This is a genomic window from Citrobacter sp. RHBSTW-00887 (assembly GCF_013728095.1).
In the GTDB taxonomy this organism is placed as follows: Bacteria; Pseudomonadota; Gammaproteobacteria; order Enterobacterales; family Enterobacteriaceae; genus Citrobacter; species Citrobacter braakii.
In genome coordinates, this window is record NZ_CP056267.1 from 889,298 (window position 1) to 911,192 (window position 21,895).

20 protein-coding genes are annotated in these 21,895 nt (G+C 49.0%); 15 read left to right on the top strand and 5 right to left on the bottom strand.

What is annotated here, in order from left to right:
- Positions 1-425: 425 nt before the first annotated feature.
- The 5 genes from HV314_RS04285 to HV314_RS04305 are packed head-to-tail and all read left to right on the top strand — an operon-like array spanning position 426 to position 6,383.
- Positions 426-587: a hypothetical protein gene (locus HV314_RS04285; RefSeq protein WP_177952004.1), complete on the top strand. Its 162-nt coding sequence runs from the start codon at positions 426-428 to the stop codon at positions 585-587.
- On the top strand, positions 584-2,383 hold the full coding sequence (locus HV314_RS04290; RefSeq protein WP_151348184.1) for a restriction endonuclease subunit S: 1,800 nt from the start codon (positions 584-586) through the stop codon (positions 2,381-2,383). Before HV314_RS04285 ends, HV314_RS04290 begins: the two co-directional genes overlap by 4 nt.
- A 3-nt stretch (positions 2,384-2,386) precedes the next feature.
- Positions 2,387-4,075, top strand: coding sequence for an AAA family ATPase (locus tag HV314_RS04295; RefSeq protein ID WP_151348183.1), 1,689 nt, complete (start codon positions 2,387-2,389; stop codon positions 4,073-4,075).
- On the top strand, positions 4,072-4,866 hold the full coding sequence (locus HV314_RS04300; protein ID WP_151348182.1) for a hypothetical protein: 795 nt from the start codon (positions 4,072-4,074) through the stop codon (positions 4,864-4,866). The genes HV314_RS04295 and HV314_RS04300 overlap by 4 nt, the downstream gene beginning before the upstream one ends.
- A complete protein-coding gene (locus HV314_RS04305; protein ID WP_151348181.1) occupies positions 4,863-6,383 on the top strand; it encodes a class I SAM-dependent DNA methyltransferase in 1,521 nt (506 codons plus the stop codon). The genes HV314_RS04300 and HV314_RS04305 overlap by 4 nt, the downstream gene beginning before the upstream one ends.
- Before the next feature lie 142 nt (positions 6,384-6,525).
- Here the strand turns inward: HV314_RS04305 and HV314_RS04310 are convergent, their stop codons facing one another.
- The 4 genes from HV314_RS04310 to HV314_RS04325 form a co-directional block, all read right to left on the bottom strand.
- Positions 6,526-7,413, bottom strand: coding sequence for a hypothetical protein (locus tag HV314_RS04310; protein ID WP_181547439.1), 888 nt, complete (start codon positions 7,411-7,413; stop codon positions 6,526-6,528).
- Between the two features lie 74 nt (positions 7,414-7,487).
- Positions 7,488-8,267, bottom strand: coding sequence for a hypothetical protein (locus tag HV314_RS04315; RefSeq protein WP_181547441.1), 780 nt, complete (start codon positions 8,265-8,267; stop codon positions 7,488-7,490).
- Between the two features lie 234 nt (positions 8,268-8,501).
- On the bottom strand, positions 8,502-8,663 hold the full coding sequence (locus tag HV314_RS04320) for a hypothetical protein (RefSeq protein ID WP_040216727.1): 162 nt from the start codon (positions 8,661-8,663) through the stop codon (positions 8,502-8,504).
- Positions 8,664-9,493: 830 nt separating this feature from the next.
- On the bottom strand, positions 9,494-10,762 hold the full coding sequence (locus HV314_RS04325; protein ID WP_044346284.1) for a tyrosine-type recombinase/integrase: 1,269 nt from the start codon (positions 10,760-10,762) through the stop codon (positions 9,494-9,496).
- Positions 10,763-11,065: 303 nt separating this feature from the next.
- On the opposite strand from HV314_RS04325, the gene HV314_RS04330 reads away from it, so the two are divergent.
- From HV314_RS04330 to HV314_RS04360, 7 genes are all read left to right on the top strand, one after another.
- Complete coding sequence (locus tag HV314_RS04330; RefSeq protein WP_016807981.1) at positions 11,066-11,941, top strand: ParA family protein; 876 nt, start codon at positions 11,066-11,068, stop codon at positions 11,939-11,941.
- Positions 11,934-13,304 carry an SPI-7-type island replicative DNA helicase gene (gene dnaB-PI / locus HV314_RS04335; protein WP_004115579.1) on the top strand — a complete coding sequence of 457 codons (1,371 nt, stop codon included), beginning with the start codon at positions 11,934-11,936 and terminating at the stop codon, positions 13,302-13,304. The genes HV314_RS04330 and dnaB-PI overlap by 8 nt, the downstream gene beginning before the upstream one ends.
- Positions 13,301-15,001, top strand: a complete 1,701-nt coding sequence (locus HV314_RS04340) for a ParB family protein (RefSeq protein WP_016807980.1) — start codon at positions 13,301-13,303, stop codon at positions 14,999-15,001. The genes dnaB-PI and HV314_RS04340 overlap by 4 nt, the downstream gene beginning before the upstream one ends.
- A complete protein-coding gene (locus HV314_RS04345; protein WP_016807979.1) occupies positions 14,994-15,704 on the top strand; it encodes a DUF2786 domain-containing protein in 711 nt (236 codons plus the stop codon). The genes HV314_RS04340 and HV314_RS04345 overlap by 8 nt, the downstream gene beginning before the upstream one ends.
- 6 nt (positions 15,705-15,710) lie before the next feature.
- Complete coding sequence (locus HV314_RS04350; protein ID WP_006777722.1) at positions 15,711-16,301, top strand: DUF2857 domain-containing protein; 591 nt, start codon at positions 15,711-15,713, stop codon at positions 16,299-16,301.
- Positions 16,298-16,546, top strand: coding sequence for a ParE family toxin-like protein (locus HV314_RS04355; RefSeq protein ID WP_004115572.1), 249 nt, complete (start codon positions 16,298-16,300; stop codon positions 16,544-16,546). The genes HV314_RS04350 and HV314_RS04355 overlap by 4 nt, the downstream gene beginning before the upstream one ends.
- Before the next feature lie 99 nt (positions 16,547-16,645).
- Positions 16,646-17,884 carry an STY4528 family pathogenicity island replication protein gene (locus HV314_RS04360; RefSeq protein WP_016807978.1) on the top strand — a complete coding sequence of 413 codons (1,239 nt, stop codon included), beginning with the start codon at positions 16,646-16,648 and terminating at the stop codon, positions 17,882-17,884.
- Here HV314_RS04360 and HV314_RS04365 read toward each other — a convergent pair.
- Positions 17,871-18,107: a hypothetical protein gene (locus HV314_RS04365; RefSeq protein WP_134892789.1), complete on the bottom strand. Its 237-nt coding sequence runs from the start codon at positions 18,105-18,107 to the stop codon at positions 17,871-17,873. The two genes, HV314_RS04360 and HV314_RS04365, sit on opposite strands and share 14 nt — an antisense overlap.
- Positions 18,108-18,175: 68 nt before the next feature.
- Here HV314_RS04365 and HV314_RS04370 point away from each other — a divergent pair, with 68 nt between their 5' ends.
- From HV314_RS04370 to HV314_RS04380, 3 genes are read left to right on the top strand one after another with little or no spacing between them, the layout of a single operon-like run.
- Positions 18,176-18,901: a PFL_4669 family integrating conjugative element protein gene (locus HV314_RS04370; RefSeq protein WP_016807977.1), complete on the top strand. Its 726-nt coding sequence runs from the start codon at positions 18,176-18,178 to the stop codon at positions 18,899-18,901.
- Position 18,902: 1 nt separating this feature from the next.
- Positions 18,903-19,457 (top strand): hypothetical protein, encoded by a 555-nt coding sequence (locus HV314_RS04375; RefSeq protein ID WP_016807976.1) that lies wholly within the window; start codon positions 18,903-18,905, stop codon positions 19,455-19,457.
- A 15-nt stretch (positions 19,458-19,472) separates the two neighbouring features.
- Complete coding sequence (locus HV314_RS04380) at positions 19,473-21,482, top strand: DNA topoisomerase III (RefSeq protein ID WP_016807975.1); 2,010 nt, start codon at positions 19,473-19,475, stop codon at positions 21,480-21,482.
- Positions 21,483-21,895 lie beyond the last annotated feature (413 nt).

Here is a 21,895-nt window from a genome sequence, read left to right on the forward strand (position 1 = left end):
GAGCATTTTTAAGCGCGCAGACTAATGCTGCAGTGATAGGAGGATTATTTGGATATGAATCGGAATAAGAGATTTGGTTCTTTATTGAGCAGGCGCCCAGTTAAATCTAAAACAAATCATGTAGTTACATTACCTCCCAGACTAGCTACCTTACTGAATCAGATAGTTATATAATTTGATTACGTAGCATCACCAACAGTTCTGCTGGTGATGCATTGCGTTTTTTAGGCTGTTTCAGCACCATTAGAATGAAATTGTAACACTCAGTTTCTTCTATTAACAAGCGTACCAGCATTGGGCGCTGGCATTTGATATGATCAAGGAATGGTTGAACATTGGGGCTAGGTATAAGCATAAACCTATTGCCAGCGAATTCGATAAATGTTTCCAAACCAGGAAGGGTTGCCATAACGTTAAGCGTACTAGTGTCTGAGCAAGCTAAAGAGCATTCTTATAACAACAATCACCATGATGTCTTTGACTACACTGAACTGGCAGACAAAAGTGAGATTGAAGAAGGCAAAGCAACTATTGGCAAGGAGTTAGATATCTTGATAACAGAGATGAATGAGGGATTGGTGGCGTGAGCGACTTACCGCTTGGATGGATGTATGCTCGCTTGCCTGAGCTAATTTCTAGCGATGGTATCCTCGTTGACGGCGATTGGGTTGAGACTAAGGATCAAGATCCAAATGGCGATGTTCGTCTTATTCAACTCGCAGATGTTGGTGATGGCCGGTACGTCGATAAATCGAATCGTTTTCTTACGCAAGCAACAGCAATAGAATTAGGGTGTACTTTCCTCAAACGTGGAGATGTGCTGGTAGCTCGCATGCCTGATCCGTTGGGACGGGCTTGTCTGTTTCCAGGGGACAGTAAACAGGCTGTAACCGTGGTTGATGTGTGTATTATCCGAGGAAAAGAGGAACATTTTAATCGCAAATGGTTAATGCATTTCATCAACTCTCCATCATTCAGAACAGAAATTCATTCTTTACAAAGCGGTTCAACGAGAAAGCGCATTTCTCGTGGCAACTTGAGCACACTAAGATTGCCTGTCCCCCCTCGCCCCGAACAAACACGAATCGTTGAAAAACTTGACGAGTTACTCACTGAGTTAGATATAGGCGTACAAGAACTTAAAATTGCTCAAAAGAAGCTCATTCAATATCGACAATCCCTACTTAAATCAGCCGTCGAAGGTGCGCTCACAGCAGATTGGCGTAACAACAACCATCCTGCTGAGAGTGGTGCTCAACTATTAGAACGGATCCTTTTTGAGCGGCGTGCTCACTGGGAATCCAAGCAGTTGGCCAAATTTGCTGAGCAAAACAAGAAGCCACCGAAAGATTGGCAAAAAAAATACCCATTGCCAGTTCAGCCCGATACCACAAGTTTATCGCAATTGCCTGAAGGATGGGTGTGGGCTAGTTTAGATATGCTGGGCGACATCGCATCAGGTGTTGCCAAAGGAATGAAGCGAAAAGATGGAGTTGTCTTGCGCGAGGTGCCTTACTTACGTGTTGCGAATGTGCAGAGAGGCTATTTTAATTTATCCGAGGTCAAAACCATTCTTGCAACTGAACGAGACATAAAGGAACTGGCACTCGTCAATGGTGATGTGCTATTCAACGAAGGCGGTGACCGTGATAAGTTGGGGAGAGGTTGGGTTTGGCGAAATGAGATTTCAGACTGCATTCATCAAAATCATGTATTTCGAATGCGCCCGTATGTTGAGGATCTTCAATCTGAACTTCTCTCCCATCATGGGAATACTTTCGGCAAGTTTTGGTTTAGAAAGGCAGGAAAACAAACGACTAATCTTGCATCAATTAACATGAAGATGCTGAGGTTGTTCCCTGTGCCAGTTGCTCCCGCCGCAGAGCAACAAGTGATTGTGGAAAAAATTCAAGCACACTTAGAAGCATTAACAAGCCAAGAACAATCTATTGAATTGGCTCTAAAACAATCGATTGTTCAGCGACAAAACATATTACGTTTAGCTTTCGATGGCCAGCTTGTACCGCAGGATCCTAACGATGAGCCAGCGAGTGTACTGTTGGAGCGCATCCGTATTCAGCGAACTGAACTGGCCAAGCCGTCGAAACCGCGTAAGAGCAAGAAAAAGGAGTGTTCTACAGTGGTCCGCAAATTAGTTGATGTGCTTTCTGAAGCGGGTGACTGGCTGCCAGCACAAGAAGTTTTCCGTCGTTGTGGCGTAGCCGATGGTGCACAGACCGATGAAATTGAAGCCCTTTATGCCGAATTACGTGCGTTAGATAAAAGTCAGCGTTTATTAGTGGAGGCTATCACGGAGTCAGTAGAAACCACAAAGGGTAAAGAACAACGTAAGATTGCTGACCGTTTAAAATTGGTAGATTAAGCTATGCGTTTAGATAAGCTCACCATAGGCAGTGCCAAAGATAGTGCAACCCACAAATTTAAAAATTTGAAAAATGTCACTATCGACTTTGACCAAGATCACTGGGTAACAGTTGTCATCGGCTGGAACGGAACAGGAAAGTCTAATGTGCTGGAGGCGCTGGCGATTATCTTCCGTGATCTGATCGCCAAAAAGCGCATATCCGAATTTGCTTTTAAATTGGCTTATCATATGGGTTCTGGGGAGAATCTACGACATATTTACATAGATGCTGATCCAGATCGCGAGAAGGAACCTTTTACAGTTCACATTGCAACGGATGCAGAGGCCCGTGGTGAAGATAACTCGCTTCCTTTCATTGAGGGAGAAGAATCTGTGCCAGCTTTGCGAGGCAAAGAGATAAAGTTCACTGACTTTTTGAATGCAGATAGTGAACATCTCCCGCGTTATGTATTTAGTTACTACTCGGGTGAAAGTCCGCGTATGCATGAGGTTTTTCGCCCCTATCTAGAAAGTTACGACAGCAAGCTGCGTAACGGCGAAGATCCTGGCCTGAAACGACTGTTCTATGCCATGCCTGTGCATAGCCAGTTTGTGTTACTAGCCTTCCTTATACAGCAATCTGATGTGGTGCGAACTTTCCTTGATGACCACCTTGGACTTGATCCTGATGAAGGTATTGAATCTGTCTTGTTTGTTCTGCGCCAGCCTCCATGGAAATCTGAAGCAGTCGATGGTGACCCTCGATTTTGGAATGCACGCGGTGTGGTGCGTGATTTCTTGTCGCGATTGTATGACATAGCTTTGGCTCCCATTGAAGTCAGTCGCCGTGTGTCTACATCCATCTGGAACAAAAAAAAACTGCAGTTCAAGTATTTGTACGTGAAAGATATTGCTGCATTGAGACGCTTGGTAGGCGATCAGGCCCCAGCACAATTTTTTCGAGATCTTGAGAGTACTTACGTCTCCGAATTAATCGAGGAGGTACGTATTCGAGTTCGCTTGAAAAAGAACGACGGCAGCGTTACGTTTCGCGAGCTGAGCGAGGGTGAACAACAACTGCTTACAGTATTGGGACTACTCCGCTTTACCGCAGAAGAAGAAAGCTTGTTTTTACTAGATGAACCTGATACGCATTTGAACCCACGCTGGTGTGTGGATTATCTTAACTACCTGAAGTCATTTGTTGGGCAGAATAGTAAAGGGGATGACAATAGCCACATTATATTGACAACACATAACCCCTTGGCTATTGCTGAACTAGTCAAAGAGCAAGTTCAGATTCTGTATCGCGAAGCTGGCAGTCGCACTGTACGAGCAGAAAATCCAGCTGTCGATCCTAAAGGCATGGGTTTCGCTGGTATCGTGACCAGCGATATGTTCGGCTTAGGCACCAGCCTAGATAAAGCCACCAATGACGATCTAATGATATTACATCAGCTATCTACGCAGCAGCAGCCACTCAATGAGGCTGAACGCTCGAAATTAGCGGACATCCGCCAGCGACTCGAAGGTCTAGATTTTAATTTTGCTTCGCGAGATAGGCTCGAACAAGAGTATCTACGCGCCAGATTTGATTTGGCTACTGACGGTGTTGTAGATGGTGCCGTTATCACTCCAGAAAATAAACAGCAAGCGTTAGATGTGTTAGTGCAAAGTCTACTTCGTAGCTTAAAGGATGGGCAGTCTTGAGAAGAATTTGGATTCCATTTCCACCTCACTTACCTACGCGCTGGAACAAAATATACGCGGCTAGAATTGCTAAGGTTGATGAGTTAGACGAGCATGTGCTTCGATCGGATTACATAAAGAATCATACAAGTTGGGGGGTGCTCAAAAAATGGCTTGCGAATATCAGCGGAGATAAATGTTGGTATTGTGAGGCCAAAAGTTCTCGCGCACCTTTTGATGTTGATCACTTTCGCCCTAAACTCGGTATCACAGTGGATGGTGTCGAACTAAAAAACCATAATGGGTACTATTGGTTGGCTTATGAATGGTGGAATTTCCGTCTTTCATGCCAACGTTGTAACCGTCCGGAAAAAGATGATTCTGGCACTCGGCATGGTAAGTCCAATGAATTTCCGATTCAAGATGAGAGGCTGCGTTGTGTATTACCTTCAGGCTCTTTAAATCTAGAGTTACCTAGGCTTTTAGATCCTTGTGTACAAGCTGATTGTGATCTCCTCGCACACGGCCTTGATGGTGAGGTGAAACCACTAGCCCCTGTAGGGTCTTGGGAGTATCTACGCGCGCGATATACAATTGACTGGCTTGGTTTCAATGATTGGAATACTCCCGAAGAAAAACGAAGTCGATGGCAAACGTTAGCTACCTTACTGATGATCGCCGGCAATAATGCAAATCCTACAGTCATAGCTGAACTGAAAAAATATTTATCCATAGATCAAGAATATTCAAGCTTTTATCGATCAGCTATTGGCACACATCGAGACAAAGCTTGGGTTGAGGCACTTTTATGAACGCTAGTACCCTTGTCCATAAACTTTGGAACTTTTGTAACACCCTGCGTGATGATGGTGTAGGTTACGGTGACTATTTAGAACAGCTCACCTACTTACTGTTTCTGAAATTAGCCCATGAATATGAGCAAGAACCTTATAACCACGAAACAAAAATACCGGAAGGATATGGCTGGAAGTGTTTGTGCAATAAAAGCGGAGAACCATTAGAGGCGCATTACCTGGCGACCTTGCACAAGCTTGGAGAAGAGCCTGGAATGTTGGGAGCCATATTTTTTAAGGCCCAGAATAAAATACAAGATCCGGCCAAGCTCTCTAGGCTGGTACAGATGATTGATGCTGAAAATTGGATCAGTCTTGATGCTGACACCAAAGGTGATCTATACGAAGGTCTGCTACAAAAGAATGCCGAAGATACAAAAAGTGGTGCAGGTCAGTACTTTACACCACGAGCTATCATTCAAGCTATGGTCGCTTGTCTACAGCCAAAACCTATGAAAACCATTGCAGACCCCGCTTGTGGAACAGGTGGTTTTTTCTTGGTTGCTAATGAGTGGTTATCCAATACTGGGCAATGGCTTAAAGAAAATTCAGATTGGTTACCGCGTGAGGCACAAACTTTAAACAGTAAACAAGCGCATTTTTTACGCGAAGGCACTTTTTACGGAAACGAGATCGTTCCTAGTACTCGTCGCATGTGTCTGATGAATCTTTTTCTACACAATATTGGGGAATTGTATGGGGAACCAGCAATAGAACGCTCCGATGCCTTAATTTCCGAGCCCAAAGTCAAGGTCGATTATGTGTTAGCCAACCCTCCATTTGGTAAAAAGAGTAGCATGACCATAACTAATGAGGAGGGTGAAGAAGATCGTGATACGTTGACTTACGAGCGCCAAGATTTTTGGGAAACTACCTCTAACAAACAACTCAATTTTCTACAACATATCGTTAGCATACTGAAACCGAATGGCAAAGCAGCTGTTGTATTGCCTGACAATGTATTGTTCGAAGGGGGGATCGGTGAAAAAATTCGTCGAAAATGGTTGGAAAGTTGCGATGTGCATACTGTACTGCGTTTGCCAACAGGGATTTTTTATGCACAGGGAGTAAAGGCAAATGTAGTATTCTTTGATGCTAAACCCAAAGATGGGAAAGTCCATACAAACGGAGTGTGGTTCTATGATCTACGTACTAACAAACATTTCACATTAAAGACCCGTACTTTAAAGTTAAGTGATCTTCAGGATTTTATTTCCTGCTACAACCCGAAGAATCGTCAGAAACGTCAGGAAACTGAGCGCTTTAAACTTTTTAGTTACGAGGAGCTAATCGCCCGAGATAAGGCTAGCCTTGACATATTCTGGTTAAAAGACGATAGCTCGGATAACCTCGATGACTTGCCTCCGCCGGATGTGTTGCAACATGAGATTGTAGAACATTTAGAAGCTGCATTGGCCTCTTTCCGCGATGTGGCATATGGACTACCAATCTCGTCTAATCAGTCGGATATCTGAGTAAAAATTAATAACATTCACAGATTGATTATGATTGAGAGAAAATAAAAACCTACAAATGCTTGTTCGTTTAACATACCGAACAAGCATTTATATACGTATATTTTATTTCCCCCTATGTACCACTCGTCTTTATTATTACTCACATGGTCAAATTAAAAGTATAATTTCCCATATCGGTTTTAACTTCAACTTCAGACCACATACATTTTGAATATTGATTATTCATCTCAATCCAGTTCCACCCGGAGTTTGCATAGGCAACCTTTTGACTTATAACAAGAGAGAAATCTGTACCTTTACCATAGCCCAGAGTTACTGGTCGGGTATTCCACCGATAACAACTACCACGGTCTATACTTAAACCAGTAATCGTTACACTATCCTTCAAACCATAAACATAAACATGTCTTCTTATAGTGTGCTCAGCACTGACATTACCTTTGAAGTTGTAAGTGGTATCTTCTATTTTGATCTTAACAGGTGATTGAGATGGTATCTTCTCTGATTTTGAGTTGGATTTATTACTTACATATTCGTTAATATTGTCTGAATGTTCATCGGGGATACCATGCATCATATTGCTGTCACCCAGATGTTGTTCCCAGATATCATCGCATTTTATCGTACTGATTTCTTTTCCCTGTTTTAAAATAGTTATTTCCCCATCAGTATTTTTTCCATCATCGATATAGGAAATAGAGTAAGTATACTCGTTTTCTGGTATGTTCAATGTATGTATCGACACCCCCTCAGCCCGACTGTAATTCCAGGACTGACTTAACTGACTCACATTTTTTACCAGAGTGATTTCAGGAATAACCCCACCACCTCCGTTAATGTCCGATTTACCGAATAAATAAGTGATCTCATTATTATTCCTTAACACAGCCACCTCTTTAGTGGTTTTACCTTTTATAAAACACCCGAACAAGACATCTGAATCTCCATAAGGTGATGCTATTACTGAACAGGAGATAGTAACTACCCCCAGAGCAGTCACATATTTAATTCCATTTAGAAATTTCATACAAACCTTCTCTAAAAATAAACAATATATAAAAAGCACTTACCCCAAAGGTAAGTACTTTGCCTCAAAAATGCCTATTCAATATATACAACAATCTTACCATCTGATTGTTCTGTCACGGTAATATCTTTAGTTGTACCATCACTAAGTTGAGCAAATCCATAGTGCTGTTTCCCTTCACTTTCAGTTAACGTTACGTTCTCACATTGCTGTGAGTATTGACGTAACTGTTTATGATAGATATCCGTTACCACCTCGCATGCTGTACGTTCCAGCATCGCTTTGCTACCATTGAACGCAAAGTTCCCGATGCCATATACAACCCAGATCCCAAGCCAGACCAGCAACAGCATTTTCCCCTGACCAACGGCTTTACAACGTTTAGCAATATAAACTGGCGAAAAAAGAATCCACCATTTTGAAAAACTTGCCTTACCATGTTTATCCAGTAGCTTCCAGTCCATATAGAACAAAATAACCAGGGCAATCATAACGAACAGATTAACCGTATAGTTGACAGCTAAACTAAACAAACATGCGGATAAAACGCCGACAACAAACAATCCCGTTGCAATCCAGATATATTTTTCATGTAACGACGAGTTGTCTATATTTAATAATTCACGAATATTCTCAGCGCTTACCAAATCAGACTTTTTACGATCGCCAACAATAAAAGAAATCAATTTGTTATTATACAGAACCCTGGCTTCATCGTTTAACAAAATAGATTTCATTTCACGGATGAATTTTAAATCTGCATCATCACGTTCACTTACTTTTTGTATCGCATGGTTTAATTCATCAACGCTGGCATTCATATCCAGTTCAAGATATTCATAATAGTTTATCATGATAATTCCTTATCTTTACATAATAGCCGAAATATTACAGAGAACGTTATACTGATATACATCAAGAGTGTTGAACCGGAGGGGGGGATGGCAGTAAATATAAAATAATTATTAAAATACGTAATCATTTCCCTTATTGACCTAACAAAACAACAATCCCTGTACAAACAAGCAACATGAATAAAGCACCACTGCCAAGATAGGCTTTAAAAAGCCCCTTAATTCTGTCTGGTTTCATTTTGACCTCACGACTACAGCAAAAAGAATAGCACCAAATATGGGGTCTATAAGCATACTGATAACAAACCATATGAAGAACGAACGGCCACTGGCCTGAGCCAATTTACCAATAACTATCGATGCTCCGATCCACAAAAGTAAAAGAATAAATGCCATCGTTAGCTCCTTGAAAAATAGCAATAAATGACTGAAGTGGTGGTTTAATGCCGTCACTTTGTCCGGTAAGCATGTTGAATAGATGGGCAGACTTATACCTGCCGCATTGAAACCTCCTTGCTATAGGCGCATGGTGCATCTCCTTATTGTCACCCGGTAAGAATCCTGGCCTGATTCTAATTAAATCCTTTCTAAGATAGGGAGGTTATGAGTGCAGGTAAAATTGTTATTACCGATCGAATTTCAATAATTGATCTGCAATATCTATCGATAAAAGCGATCAATTATGTATTTTTGATAGTTTATAACTATCATTACAATGATATCGATCGTTTTTGTAGATCAGTTTATGCGGGGGATGTGGTGTATTAAAATTGATGAGGCAAGTAGTGGATATTTTTTATTCATTAAAATCATAAAGATATGAAATTTTTCATAGCCTTCTAGTCAAAGGTATGACCACAATCGTCGCACTCGTATCTGTCAAACAGGAGTCCATCAAGGGCTGAGCCGGTAACTGCTCCTGTAGTTGCACCAGCCACAAACCTCCCCAGCACAGCACCAATAACAGCCCCGGTCGCAGTTCCCAGAACTGGCACAACAGAACCAATTGCCGCCCCCGAGCTTGCTCCACTAAGGGCTCCAGCCACACCTCCAGCAATACCTCCAGCCTTCCTCCCAATGTTACGTTCGCTAACGCGTTCAGAACCACATTTTGGACACATTGTAACCATTGATAAAATCTCCTGCTTTTCGGTTGTTAAAAAGAAGAAGGCACCCGGACGTTAAAGTCCAGGTGCCTTCTGTATGTAATTTGTGTACTACACGATTTATCTTGCCCGCATCGGGTTATTGAGTTTTGTATAATCAAACGGACTAATTGTTTCCTCTTGGTTAGCATCAAGAAAGTCAGCCCACCATTGCAGCATCAGTCTGCGCTCATCCAGAAATTCCGCTTTATGGATATAAGCCGCACGTACGCCATTACGTTCCTGATGGCTCATCTGGCGTTCCACTGCATCTTTCGACCATAATCCTGATTCAATCAACGAACTGCAAGCCATTGCCCGGAAGCCGTGACCACAGACATCGATCTTTGTATCGTAGCCCATCAGGCGTAATGCGTTATTGATCGTATTTTCACTCATAGGTTTCCAGGGATTATGGTCACCAGTAAAGATCAGCTCATGTTCACCGCTGATAGCCTGGATTTGTTTCAGTATATCCAGCGCCTGGACCGAAAGTGGTACCAGATGTTCTGTACGCATTTTAGAGCCACGGTGCGAGTATTTGACCCCTTCAATGGGTTTCCGCTCTGGGGGAAGGGTCCACATGGCTTTATCAAGGTCGATCTCAGACCATCTGGCAAAACGGAGTTCACTTGAACGGATGAAGATAAGCAGGGTCAGTTTTGTTGCCAGTCGGGTGAGAGGCTGGCCTCTGTATATATTTAGTCGCTCAAGGAGCTCTGAAATGCGATTTAAGGCGAGAGCAGGGCGATGCTGTCGTTTCACCGTTGTTAACGCACCGGACATATCCACAGCAGGGTTATAACTTATAATACCGGACTGGGCGGCATAGCGCATGATTGCAGTGATACGTTGCTGAAGGCGGGCTGCAATCTCATATATCTCTTTGGTTTCGGCCGCTTTGACGGGTACCAGCAAATCTGGTGTTCTCAGCGTTGTGATATCGCGTAAACCTATATAGGGGAATACGTGACACTCAAGACTTTTGAGTACCTTCTCGCTGTGAGCTTCGGACCATTTTTTATTGCTCTTATGCCATTGACGGGCTACGAGCTCAAAAGTGTTTACGGCCTCCGGTGCACCTTTCTTCGCTCTCCGTTGTTCACACGGGTCAATACCGTCAGATATGAGTTTTCTGGCCTCATCGCGTTTATCACGCGCTTCAGACAGTGATACTTCGGGATACTGACCAAGCGCCAGTGTTTTCTCTTTACCGAGATGACGATAGCGCAATCGCCAGTAGCGGGAGCCATTAGGGTGAACGAGCAAAAACATGTTGCCGCTGTCGGCCAGCTTATAAGGTTTTTCATCCGGTTTGGCTGCGCGGATTTTAGCGTCAGTCAGTGCCATAGCTATGCTCCTGATGTTGGATGAGGGTACAGAATTTTATCGAATCAGACTATACCCTCATATGTACCCGCACAAGAAACTTGATGCAGGTGGAATTCGATGGAGTTCTGTGGAAACGGATGATTCGCGAGGTGCGTATTTTGGCGGGCGCAGAATGCAAAAACGGACCTCCGTGGAGGTCCGTTGATATAAATTTGGTGCCCGGACTCGGAATCGAACCAAGGACACGGGGATTTTCAATCCCTGAGTCAAAGTTAATAGTTTGTAAACAGGCGTATTTGCATACTGTAAAGAGTGTGCAAAATGAAAATACTTCCCGTTATCTCTCCCAAAGGTGGAGAAGGCAAATCCACGTTTGCTGCTTACCTTGCCGGTTTTCTTGCCGATGCCGGCCTGAACACCCTTCTTGTGGATGCAGACTATTCCCAGCCCACAGCCAGCAGTATCTTCGCGCTGGAGCATGAATCCCCTTTCGGTCTCTATGAATTGCTGATGCAGATGGTCAGTGACCATACGCAATGCATTTCGCAGACCGCCATAAAAAATCTCGATGTCATCTACTCTAACGACCCGGACGAACTGTTGCCGACCGCGATGCTCCACGCTGCAGACGGCCGTCTGCGCCTGCGTAACATACTTCAGCATCCTTTCTTTAACCGTTATGACGTCATTATTGTGGATTCGAAAGGCGCAACAGGCGTCATGACCGAGCTTTCCCTCCTTTCCTCTACCGGTAATGTGATGGGCGTTGTTAAACCCATCCTTCCGGATGTCCGTGAATTTATCCGCGGCTCCCTTCATATGCTTACCCGCCTGAAAACCTATGAAAATTACGGTATCCGCCTTCCTGATATTTCCATTCTCGTCAACTGTATCGAAAACACTCTGCTTGACCGTGAAGCAATGGACGGTCTTGCCGCCATCATTAACGAAAAACATTACGACGCCTCTGCGCTGGGCAACCGTGACGTTTATCGTTTACTCGATACCCGTATCGAGGCGCTGGATATTTTCAAACTGGGGCACGTCAAGCAGCAGCCCGTGCATCGTCTGGAATACAAAACACGCCGCAAAGGTCCGGCCGCAGCCGTCACCATGCACGACCTCGCGTCTGAACTGTTCCCCGAGTGGCAGAGCCATTTCAGTGACGTTCTGACCCGGGAGGTGCGTCATGTCTGAGATGATGATGCCCTGCTCTTATGAGGCTGAGCAGGCCGTACTGGGCGGACTGATGCTTGATAACGACCGGTGGGATGAGGTGATACTGCAAATCTCCCCGGAAGATTTGTTTTCCCGGCCGCACCGTATGGTCTTTCGCGTGATGGCCGAGCTGGCCGGAGAAGGGCTACCGCTCGATCTCATCACTATTACGGAACGGCTGGAGAACAGAGGCGACCTTGAACAGTGTGGCGGCTTTGCTTATCTGGCTGAAATGAGTAAAAACACGCCGTCTGCAGCCAATATCCTGGCATACGCCGGGGTGGTGGCGGAGAAAAGCCGCCTGCGGCAGCTGATGACTGTGGGTAACAGTCTTCTTTCCGATGTGCAAGCCCCGAAAGCCAGCTCGGCGGGCATTCTTGAGTCGGCCGAAGGTAAGTTGTTTAACATTGCCGAACAGGGAGCCATGCAGCTCAACAGTGAGACCGGTGTTAACGAGGCGCTGGATAAACTGCTGACGCAGCTGGAAAGCATGTCCGCCAGTGACGGCCTCACCGGGACACCGACAGGGTTCAGTGAACTGGACGCGATGACCTGTGGTCTCCAGCCCGGCGATCTGGCCCTGCTGGCCGCCCGTCCTTCCATGGGGAAAACGTCGCTGGCCATGGCCGCCTGCACAGCGGCCGTGAGCGCAAAACCTGACGATCACGTCTTTGTGTTCAGTCTTGAAATGCCCTCAGAGCAGCTGATGATGCGCCTGCTGGCGATGGAAGGCCGGGTGGAACTGTCCCGGCTTCGCAGCGGCAACATGGATGATGAAGACTGGGCTCGCGTGTCCGAGGCAACCGGTCGCATTATTGAGTGGAAAAACCGTCTGATCATTGATGATACCAGTTACCAGACCCCGGCCACACTGCGCGCCCGCGCCCGTCGCTATGTCCGCAAATACGGCAGACCCTCTCTCATCATGCTGGACTATCTGCAGCTTGTCCGCTCCCCCGAGCAGGAAAACCGCACGCAGGAAATAGCGGAAATTTCCCGCTCGCTTAAGGCGCTCGGTAAAGAGCTGGGCTGTCCGGTACTGGCGCTTTCCCAGCTCAACCGCCTGGTGGAGCAGCGGGCCGATAAACGCCCCAATAATGGTGACCTGCGTGACTCCGGTGCGCTGGAGCAGGATGCGGACCTCATCATGTTTATTTACCGGGATGAGGTTTATAACCCCGGCACCCCTGATGCCGGGGTGGCTGAGATCATTGTCGGCAAGCAGCGGCAGGGGCCAACCGGCACGGTAAAAGTCAAATTTGACGGGCGTTACACCCTCTTTTCGGAGTTTCAGGAAGGCAGCTATGACTTCGGTTACCGCAGCGGGAGGAAACAGGCATGAGCCGTAAAAGTTCTAATGTGGGGGCTGCCATGCTGCAGCCCGGACGCCAGTCGCAGGCGGCCGGCAATATCAGCGTCATGCCGGCGGCTGAAATGCCCATGGTCCTGACGCTCGACCAGTTAAGCCCGAATCCTGATAATCCGCGAACATCACGCAATCCGCGTTATGACGATATCAAGGCTTCCATCCGTTCGCGCGGGCTGGACACCGTGCCCAAAGTCACCCGTGACCCGGATGGTGAGCCCGATATGTACATCTTCAGCGACGGGGGTAATACACGTTATCAGATCCTGTCAGAACTGTGGCAGGAAACCGGAGAAGACCGGTTTTTCCGCGTCCATGTGTTGTTCAAGCCGTGGCCGGGACGGCTGCAGTGTGTTATTGGCCATCTGGCAGAGAATGAAGTGCGCGGGGAGCTGAGTTTTATTGAAAAAGCGCAGGGGATCCACAAAGCCCGCTCTATATATGAAGAGCAGATGGGAAAGACGGTTTCGTTGCGTCAGTTGTCAGAGCTACTGACCCGTGAAGGTTTGCCAGTCCATTACTCAACAGTCAGCCGTATGGAAGATGCGCTGAAATATCTTTATCCGTGGATCCCAGACCTGCTTGAGTCCGGGCTTGGCAGGCCACAAATAACGTCACTGCTGGCGCTCCGGCATGATGCGGAACGCGTGTGGGATGAGTTTTGCCTGATTTCAGACACAGGCGATAAATCCTTCAGCGACGTTTTTGGCCAGTGTTGTGGCCGTTTCAACTCCCCGGAACTGTGGTCTCTGGAGATGTTTCGCGATGAATTTATTGGTGATTTACTGCAGGCGTTACCCCATCCGGAACTGGACTATGACCGCTGGATGATGGAACTCGATCCTAAAGAACGCAACCGCAGACATCACTTTGGCGAGCCGGAGACGGTTGCCTTTCCCGCCGCAAACAAGTCTGTTAATGCTGATCACGCCCTGCATACCACAGGCTCAGATGAGAGTGAAGGCGTCCCGCTACCTGTCTCCAGTTCACGTCCTGAGGTCTCAGGAGGGGCTGTAACGCCCGTTCCGGGTAATGCGTCTTCTCCTTCTGAAACACCGATTAATGAGCCCCCTCGGCATGAGGTTCAGCCAGATATGTACGGTGCCGCGCCGGTTATTTCAGGTGAGAGTGGGGATGTTAGCGGGCTGGTTACCCTCTCCGATGGGTACGGAGAAGAGAATGGTGGAGAAGAGGACAATGGGGAGGATGGCCTGCTTTCTCTTTTAACACCAGAACCTGAAGTTGTCCTGCAGGATGACGCGCCGGTGAGTAATGACAGCATCTGGCATGTGCCGGCCCATCAGGACGATATCGAACACCTGCAGAATACCGCTTTTCGTCTGGCATGGGAGCTGGGTGAGGTCCTTGGCTGCGAAGATGAAATTCTTCCTCAACGCGACAAGGACATGTCTGCCGGTTACGTCGGGGCAGGTGAGGTGTGTTCTGAAGCCGCCGCATTTCTGCTGGGCCTGACCGGCGAAGCGCCTGTGCTGCATCCGGCGGCAGGGGTGTGTGGTCTGCCGGAGCTTTTCACCGGCGGCCCGGGTGAGGGGGAAGCACCTGCCCTGACAGATGAAGATGCTCTGAAACTGCTCCGCCTGATGCGCGTTATGCGCCGTCTCCGGGAGCTGCAACGCGGTCTGAAGTACGGGGAGGATAACAGTGATGAATAACTCACAGCGACAGTTGCGACTGCTGAATCTTGTCAGGAAACTGCTGAAGCTGGGCCGCAGCAACAGTAATGCCCATGAGGCAGGACTGGCCCTGCAGCGTGCCCAGAAGCTGATGGCCAGATACGGTATCAGCGAGCTTGATGCCGGCCTTACATCCGTGCGCGAAGCGTCTTCCCGCACGGCCCCTTCGGATGCTGAAAAAGTTCCGGAATGGATGGTGACCCTTGTCCGGGGCGTCTGTCATGCCTTTGGCTGCCAGGCTTATTACTCATGGCGTCAGACCTCTGCCGGGTATCGCCGTTCGGTAACCTTTTACGGATTCAGTGAAAAACCTGAGATAGCAGCCTATGCCTTTGATGTGCTGACGCGCCAGCTGAAAGATGCCACAAATTCTTATCTCAAAACCCAGAGTAAGCGGCTGAAACTGGCCACACGCCGGGCGAGAGCGGAGCAGTTCCGTGACGGCTGGGTATGTGGGGTGCGTGAGGTGATATCGGCAACTGACATCAGCAGCGAGGAGCAGCAGGTGATGAGTCACTGGCTGGAAAGCCGCAGTATGAAAACAGTCACAACCCGTGAACTGAAAGCCTGCCGCGGGGCGGATACAGCACGTTATCAGGGGTATGAAGCCGGACAAAATGCCCGTCTTCATCAGGGTGTCAGCGGCCGGGGTCCGGCAGCCATTGGTTACCGTCAGGATTAAGGGGGAATGATGAACAGTTTATCTCAGGCTGCAAACGGATTATTGATGCAGCTGGTTATGGATCTCAGAAGTGGCTATCTCCGCCGCTGCGAATCGCTGGGACTGAACCGCGAGGAAATGCAGATGCTGCAGGGGCTCTCGCTCGAAGAGCTTCACTACCTTTCCGGCAGTGAGGTGTCGATCATCAGTGTGGGCATCAATCACGGCAATCTGGTGCGCATGCTACAGCAGGCCCGGACGGAACAGAAACGACTCCAGCGTATCGATCGGGCGCTGGCGCTGGGCGGCTCCATTGAACTGATGGCCAATTACTTCGGGCTCTCCAGTACGGACGTGGCGGCCCGCCGTCGCATTGCCGGTATCGATGTCCGGCCGGGGCGCGGTAACGCACTGGGTGATGAGGAAAACGCCGCCCTGTGGCGTCAGTGGCAAAAGTCCGGCGTTGAAGACGCGGAAAGTGCTGACGGGCTGGACGTAATGATGCTGGCTGCAGAACAGATGAACGTCTCGCTGACGTCGGTCTGGCATGCCGTCCGCGGCTGGCACAAGACCCGGCAGCCTTCTCCGGCCCGAACGCCGGTAAGGAAGACGGCATGAAATACAGAATGGTTGCGCCGGGCCTGCGGGCTCCCCATGGTACGCCGCCGCAATGCTGTCAAAAGGCGTTACGTCAGGTTCGCCGTTTCCGGCAGGGGGCGCGTAATTACACCCGGCTCGATGAGAAAGGCTGCGGTTACTACAAAATCGATCTCGGCCCGTTCTGGCGTCTGCTGAGTCGCAACGAAGGCCGGACATGGCTTCTTCTCAGCCACGAACGCTATAACAGCGCCATACGGAAATAGCAGCATGACAGCCTGTTTACCCTGCACCCGTACGCGGGTGCAGTACTAAGCATACTGACAGTTCAGAACGGCCGTGATGGCGGCCGAAAAGGAAAAATAATGAGTCTGCCTGCAGAAAGCCTGATTGCTTATACGCTGGATAAAATGAATGCCCGCCTTGCGGCCAGTCCCCGGCGGGATGATGGCAGGATACGTAACGGCCTGCTGTTTACTGGAAATGTGCATGATTCCATTCCCCGCCGGCTGTTGCTCGACACGCGGTTGTCACCACTGGACAAGATGGGCTGGATGATGATCCGGCTGTATGCACAAAATAATGAGGGGGCGGTTTTCCCCAGCTATGACGAACTGCAGCTGCAGCTTGCCTCACCCGGAAAGGGGAAAGCCTCAAGGGAAACGGTAAGCCGCGTCCTGCTTATGCTGCGAATAACCGGCTGGCTCAGCCTCTGTAAACGCGTGCGGGATGATAAAGGGCGGGTGCGGGGGAATATCTATGCTCAGCACGATGAGCCCCTGACGTTCAGCGATGCGGAAATGCTCGACCCCCGCTTCCTTGATACGGTGGCGGATGCCTGCCTGAGTAAAAACCGGACTATCAGCCAGACCGCCCGCGAAGTGCTCGACGATATAAAAAACGACCCCACCATGCGCCATTATCGCAGCCATCTTGCGCTGATCGAATCGCGTCTGGACCGCCCACAGACGCCCAGCCAGATGGCGAAACATCATCACCGAATACCCTGTCCCGCACCGGGTTCGGAAACCGAACTCAGTCATAAACGGCCAGGAATCGCCGCTAAAAAACAGGGTTCGGATACCGAACTCAGTCCAGAAAGGCATAACAACTCACTAAGTTCGGAATCCGTACTGCCAGTAAAAACAGTCAGTTATGGCCGGGTTCGGAAACCGAACCATTACGTACGTAGTATCACACACAGTGTGAATAAAAATACGTACGTACCGGGTAAACCTGTGCTTCCCGACAGTCTGCATGAACTTGTTCCGGCAGAAGATATTGCCATGCTGACCGCACAGCTGCAGGCGTTGCCTGAGGAGCAGGCACAACTTGTGCTGCTCAGCCTGCAAAAGGTGATGGCACGCCAGCAGCTCAGCAACCCGGTAGGCTGGTTGCTGGCCGTGATGAAGAAAGCGCGTGAGGGCAGGTTATACGCGCCCCGTCAGGGTGGCGATATATCTGACAGTGTCGGGCAAAAAACAGTTCAGCGTCCCGAACAGCAACAATGGAAACCCGAACCACGCGCCTCTGCCCGCCCGGTATCGGAGGAAAATATCAGGGATCTGGTGAAGAAAATTCGGGAAAAAATCATAAATTCATGAGATTGCAGATTTTTACAGGCAGCGGCGCATGAAGTCTTGCACTTTTGTCAGCAAAAATGCTGGCTAAAAAGTGAGCGCTGTTGCCAGTGGCAACACTGACTAAAAAGTAAGCACTGTTGCCAGTGGCAACAGTGCTTAAAAGCCAGGCAATATTTCTTCGCCATAAAAGAGATGAAGGTCCTGCAAATTTGTAATGGTGACGATCTGATTTTAAGTTGTTCATATACCCCTCTCGCCCGGACTATCTCAAGCGTGTCAAAACTCATTACCCACTAAAGAGAGGCGTTAGACATGTCTGATGGTAAAACAAAGGGCGGAACGACCGCTTCACGAGCGGGGGCCCTACAGTCCTCTGTTAATATCCTGCTCCATACACATTATGCAATCCGGCTTTGGGAGGGCAGGAAACGTGATGCTCCGGACGATACAGGGGTGAAAAAAAAGAGGCCTGAAATAATCAGCATGCCGCAAGCCATTGCGCGAGCTGGTAATGCTTCCCGAGACTCAGCGGCAGATAATCCCTATGCCGATATGGCTCTGGTACGGCTCGAAGAAGCCCTGCAACGAGCAACACTTAAAATTAATGAAAACTTCAGTTCACTGGATGCCATATTGTCAGCCGTACCCAAAGGGGTAACGCTCTCGGAAGTTGAATCAGCCGATCCGTTAAATGTCAGCGTTTTCAGCCGTTCACCGTTAGGATACCGGTGCGTATGGCTTCTGGTTGGATATGATCAGTTAGCAATGAAAGCTTTCCAGGCTTTTCATTACGGGCTGATTTCGCGTTCGCAACGTGACACTATCCTGGACAATGGTGGCCATGCTGTTCGTCAGGTCTATGGCGTGATTCAGCCTTACCGAACACTTGCAGTGACTCGCCGTGATATTGCAGAAAAAACCACGCAAGGGCTTGTTGCCATTGAGCGAAATGGCGAACCTGATCCGGATGTGTTAAGCGGTAAAAAACGCTCTTCGTTCTCACCTCCGCTTAAAAACAACATAGCAGAGGAGGAATAATATGATTCGTCCTGTGTTCCTCCTCACCTCCTTCTTTTTACTGAGCGGATGCGCAACAACGGACTGGGCTGCGATTAATAAACAGGTCAGTGACACAGCCGCAAACCTGACAAAAACGTTGGGCGGCAACAGCAGCGGAGAAAGTGGCGGGATGCCGCTGATGAGCCCGGCAGGGCAACAGGCCATGCAGTCCGTCGATAAAACGTTCTCCGTGCCGGTCGATGTGGATACGGCAGCGGCCCGCTTAAAGCGGCACTATAAATTCATTTCCACGCAGGAGCTTGAGTCCATGCGCCAGGCAGCAAATGACGGGGACTGGAAAGCGGCGGCTGAAGATGATGCGCATCCCGTCTGGGACGCCATGCCGGGCAGCTACTACAAAATGGGCTCCGACTGGAACGGACGTGATCACCTGGATATCGAAATCGAAAAAAACGGGTCCGGCAGCAGGCTCTATGTTGTCTATCGCTCATCATCATCACAGCGCCTGGCCCGGTCCGGCGTCACGAAACTGATGAATGATGTCCGCGCTGTTGCGGCGGGTGAAAAAAGCTGATGCGGGAGGCAACACATGCAACTCTTTCTGTGTGAAAAACCCTCCCAGGCAAAGGATATTGCCCGCGTGCTGGGCATCAGCAAGCGTGAGCAGGGATTTATCAGCGGCGGTAACATCGTTGTGACCTGGGCGGTCGGCCATTTACTCGAAACTGCCAGCCCTGAAGCCTATGGCGAGCAGTATGGCAGGCCGTGGCGTGCCGATGTTCTGCCTGTGCTGCCTGAGGCCTGGAAAATGGTCGTCAAGGAGCAGACAAAATCGCAGTTCACTGTTATCAGTAAGCTGCTCAAAAAGGCCTCTGAGGTGGTCATCGCCACCGATGCCGACCGCGAGGGCGAGGTGATCGCGCGTGAGCTGCTGGAATACTGCCGCTACAGTGGCGCGGTACGCCGGCTCTGGTTGTCAGCCCTGGATGAGGCCAGTGTGAAGGAAGCACTGGGCAATATTCTTCCCGGAGAAAAAACAGCCCTGCTGTACGATGCCGGCAAGGGCCGGAGCCAGGCTGACTGGCTCATCGGTATGAACCTGACCCGCCTTTATACTCTCAAGGCCCGTGACTCAGGGGTGTCAGAAGTGCTGTCCGTCGGGCGGGTACAGACGCCGACGCTTGCCATGGTGGTTAACCGGGATAATGAAATTACGTCCTTCGTGCCAAAGCCCTGGTGGCAGGTACATGCGCTTATTGAAAAAGAGGGCGTCCGGTTCCGGGCTGGCTGGGTGCCCGTTGAGCAGTACTGTGATGAGGAAAAGCGTTGCATCAATCCTCAGGCTGCCCGGGCGGTGGGACAGCTGTGTCAGCAGCAGGGCAGGGCTGCGGTACTGGAGGTGACACAGAAGCGGGAGAAAACGGCGGCACCCCTCTGTTTTGACCTGGGCACCCTTCAGCAGGTCTGTTCCCGAAAATTCGGCATGGGCGCAAATGATGTGCTCGCCATTGCTCAGTCACTTTACGAAACCCACAAAGCGACCACCTACCCCCGTACAGACTGCGGTTTTCTGCCAACTTCCATGCAGCAGGAAATATCCGACGTGCTGGCGGCAGTGGCGAAATCCGATCCGGCTGTGGCCCCGGTACTGAATCAGCTGGACAGGCAGTTTGTCTCGCGTGTCTGGAATGACAAAAAAATCACCGCGCACCATGCCATCATTCCCACCCGACAGGCATTTGATTTGTCACGCCTCAGCGCCGATGAGCTGAAGGTCTACCAGCTGATTCGCCAGCATTATTTCGCCCAGTTCCTTCCGCTGCAGGAATCTGACGTGACGGAGGCCTCTTTCAATATCGGTGGACAGCTGTTCCGTACACGCGGGAAAGTCGGTGTGGTGACGGGCTGGAAGTCATTGTTCCTGGCTGAAAAAGATGACGATGAAGAGGACGTCGACGGTGACAGTATGGCGCTGCCGGCGCTGGCAAAAGGGGATATTTGCGCTGTCACCGGTTCTGAGGTTAAGGATATGAAAACCAGTCCGCCCAAACCGTTCACGGAGGGGACGCTGATTGCTGCCATGAAGAACGCGGCCAGTTTCGTCAGTGACCCGAAGCTGAAGAAAGTGCTGCGTGATAACGCCGGTCTGGGCACAGAGGCGACGCGTGCGGCCGTGCTTGAAACCCTCTTCAAACGACACTATCTGGAGAAAAAAGGGAAGCACATCCACTCAACGCAGATGGCCCGGGAGCTGATTGCGGCCCTGCCGGAAACGCTGACGAGCCCGGGCATGACCGCATTATGGGAGCAGGCACTGGATGATATTTCGCAGGGGAAAATGTCGCTTGCGGTCTTTATGCAAAAGCAGCTGCAGTGGACCCGTCACCTTGTCGAAAAAGGCCGCCAGGACAGTGTGAAAATTACTGCTCCCGTCACGCCTCCCTGCCCGTTATGCAAAGGACCCCCGCGTAAACGTAAAGGTAAAAATGGTGATTTTGGGGGGTGCATACGCTATCCGGACTGTGAGGGAATTATCAGTACAGGTAAGAAGAAAGCAGCGAAGCGTAAAAAAACATCGGTTAAGGCTAAAACAGAATAATCCGCGCAGTATTGAACTATTTCACTGTACAACCCCGGGCCGGGTTCTGCTATTGTTGCCAGGCTTTGATGCATAGGTGCCCCGCTGGCCACGGTGCTGTAAGGTAAACTTTAACGGGATTTACCCCCAGCAGGCCTGGCAGGAAGTTATTGCACACTAACTGACCTGTAAGACGCATGCACTCCGTGAAAACCGCGTCGGGATTATTCCCCGGAGACAGATGAGACGACCGCAGGTTAAGGCACTGACCCCAGGGCACCGGAAACGGTGCCCTTTTATTTTTACGGATCACGTTTTCCATTTTGACCGTTGACATTCAGGGAGGACGGTTTAATTATAAAAGTGCTAAACCGTCGTTCATACGACCACCAATGATTCAGTAGCCTGTGAGAATCGCCTTCGGGTGGCTACAG

Excerpts from the sequence above, each read along its gene's own strand:
- HV314_RS04295 (WP_151348183.1), top strand. The coding sequence starts at position 2,387 with ATGCGTTTAGATAAGCTCACCATAGGCAGTGCCAAAGATAGTGCAACC.
- HV314_RS04305 (WP_151348181.1), top strand. The coding sequence starts at position 4,863 with ATGAACGCTAGTACCCTTGTCCATAAACTTTGGAACTTTTGTAACACC.
- HV314_RS04310 (WP_181547439.1), bottom strand. The coding sequence starts at position 7,413 with ATGAAATTTCTAAATGGAATTAAATATGTGACTGCTCTGGGGGTAGTT.
- HV314_RS04315 (WP_181547441.1), bottom strand. The coding sequence starts at position 8,267 with ATGATAAACTATTATGAATATCTTGAACTGGATATGAATGCCAGCGTT.
- HV314_RS04320 (WP_040216727.1), bottom strand. The coding sequence starts at position 8,663 with ATGGCATTTATTCTTTTACTTTTGTGGATCGGAGCATCGATAGTTATT.
- HV314_RS04325 (WP_044346284.1), bottom strand. The coding sequence starts at position 10,762 with ATGGCACTGACTGACGCTAAAATCCGCGCAGCCAAACCGGATGAAAAA.
- HV314_RS04330 (WP_016807981.1), top strand. The coding sequence starts at position 11,066 with ATGAAAATACTTCCCGTTATCTCTCCCAAAGGTGGAGAAGGCAAATCC.
- dnaB-PI (WP_004115579.1), top strand. The coding sequence starts at position 11,934 with ATGTCTGAGATGATGATGCCCTGCTCTTATGAGGCTGAGCAGGCCGTA.
- HV314_RS04340 (WP_016807980.1), top strand. The coding sequence starts at position 13,301 with ATGAGCCGTAAAAGTTCTAATGTGGGGGCTGCCATGCTGCAGCCCGGA.
- HV314_RS04345 (WP_016807979.1), top strand. The coding sequence starts at position 14,994 with ATGAATAACTCACAGCGACAGTTGCGACTGCTGAATCTTGTCAGGAAA.
- HV314_RS04350 (WP_006777722.1), top strand. The coding sequence starts at position 15,711 with ATGATGAACAGTTTATCTCAGGCTGCAAACGGATTATTGATGCAGCTG.
- HV314_RS04355 (WP_004115572.1), top strand. The coding sequence starts at position 16,298 with ATGAAATACAGAATGGTTGCGCCGGGCCTGCGGGCTCCCCATGGTACG.
- HV314_RS04360 (WP_016807978.1), top strand. The coding sequence starts at position 16,646 with ATGAGTCTGCCTGCAGAAAGCCTGATTGCTTATACGCTGGATAAAATG.
- HV314_RS04365 (WP_134892789.1), bottom strand. The coding sequence starts at position 18,107 with ATGAACAACTTAAAATCAGATCGTCACCATTACAAATTTGCAGGACCT.
- HV314_RS04370 (WP_016807977.1), top strand. The coding sequence starts at position 18,176 with ATGTCTGATGGTAAAACAAAGGGCGGAACGACCGCTTCACGAGCGGGG.
- HV314_RS04375 (WP_016807976.1), top strand. The coding sequence starts at position 18,903 with ATGATTCGTCCTGTGTTCCTCCTCACCTCCTTCTTTTTACTGAGCGGA.
- HV314_RS04380 (WP_016807975.1), top strand. The coding sequence starts at position 19,473 with ATGCAACTCTTTCTGTGTGAAAAACCCTCCCAGGCAAAGGATATTGCC.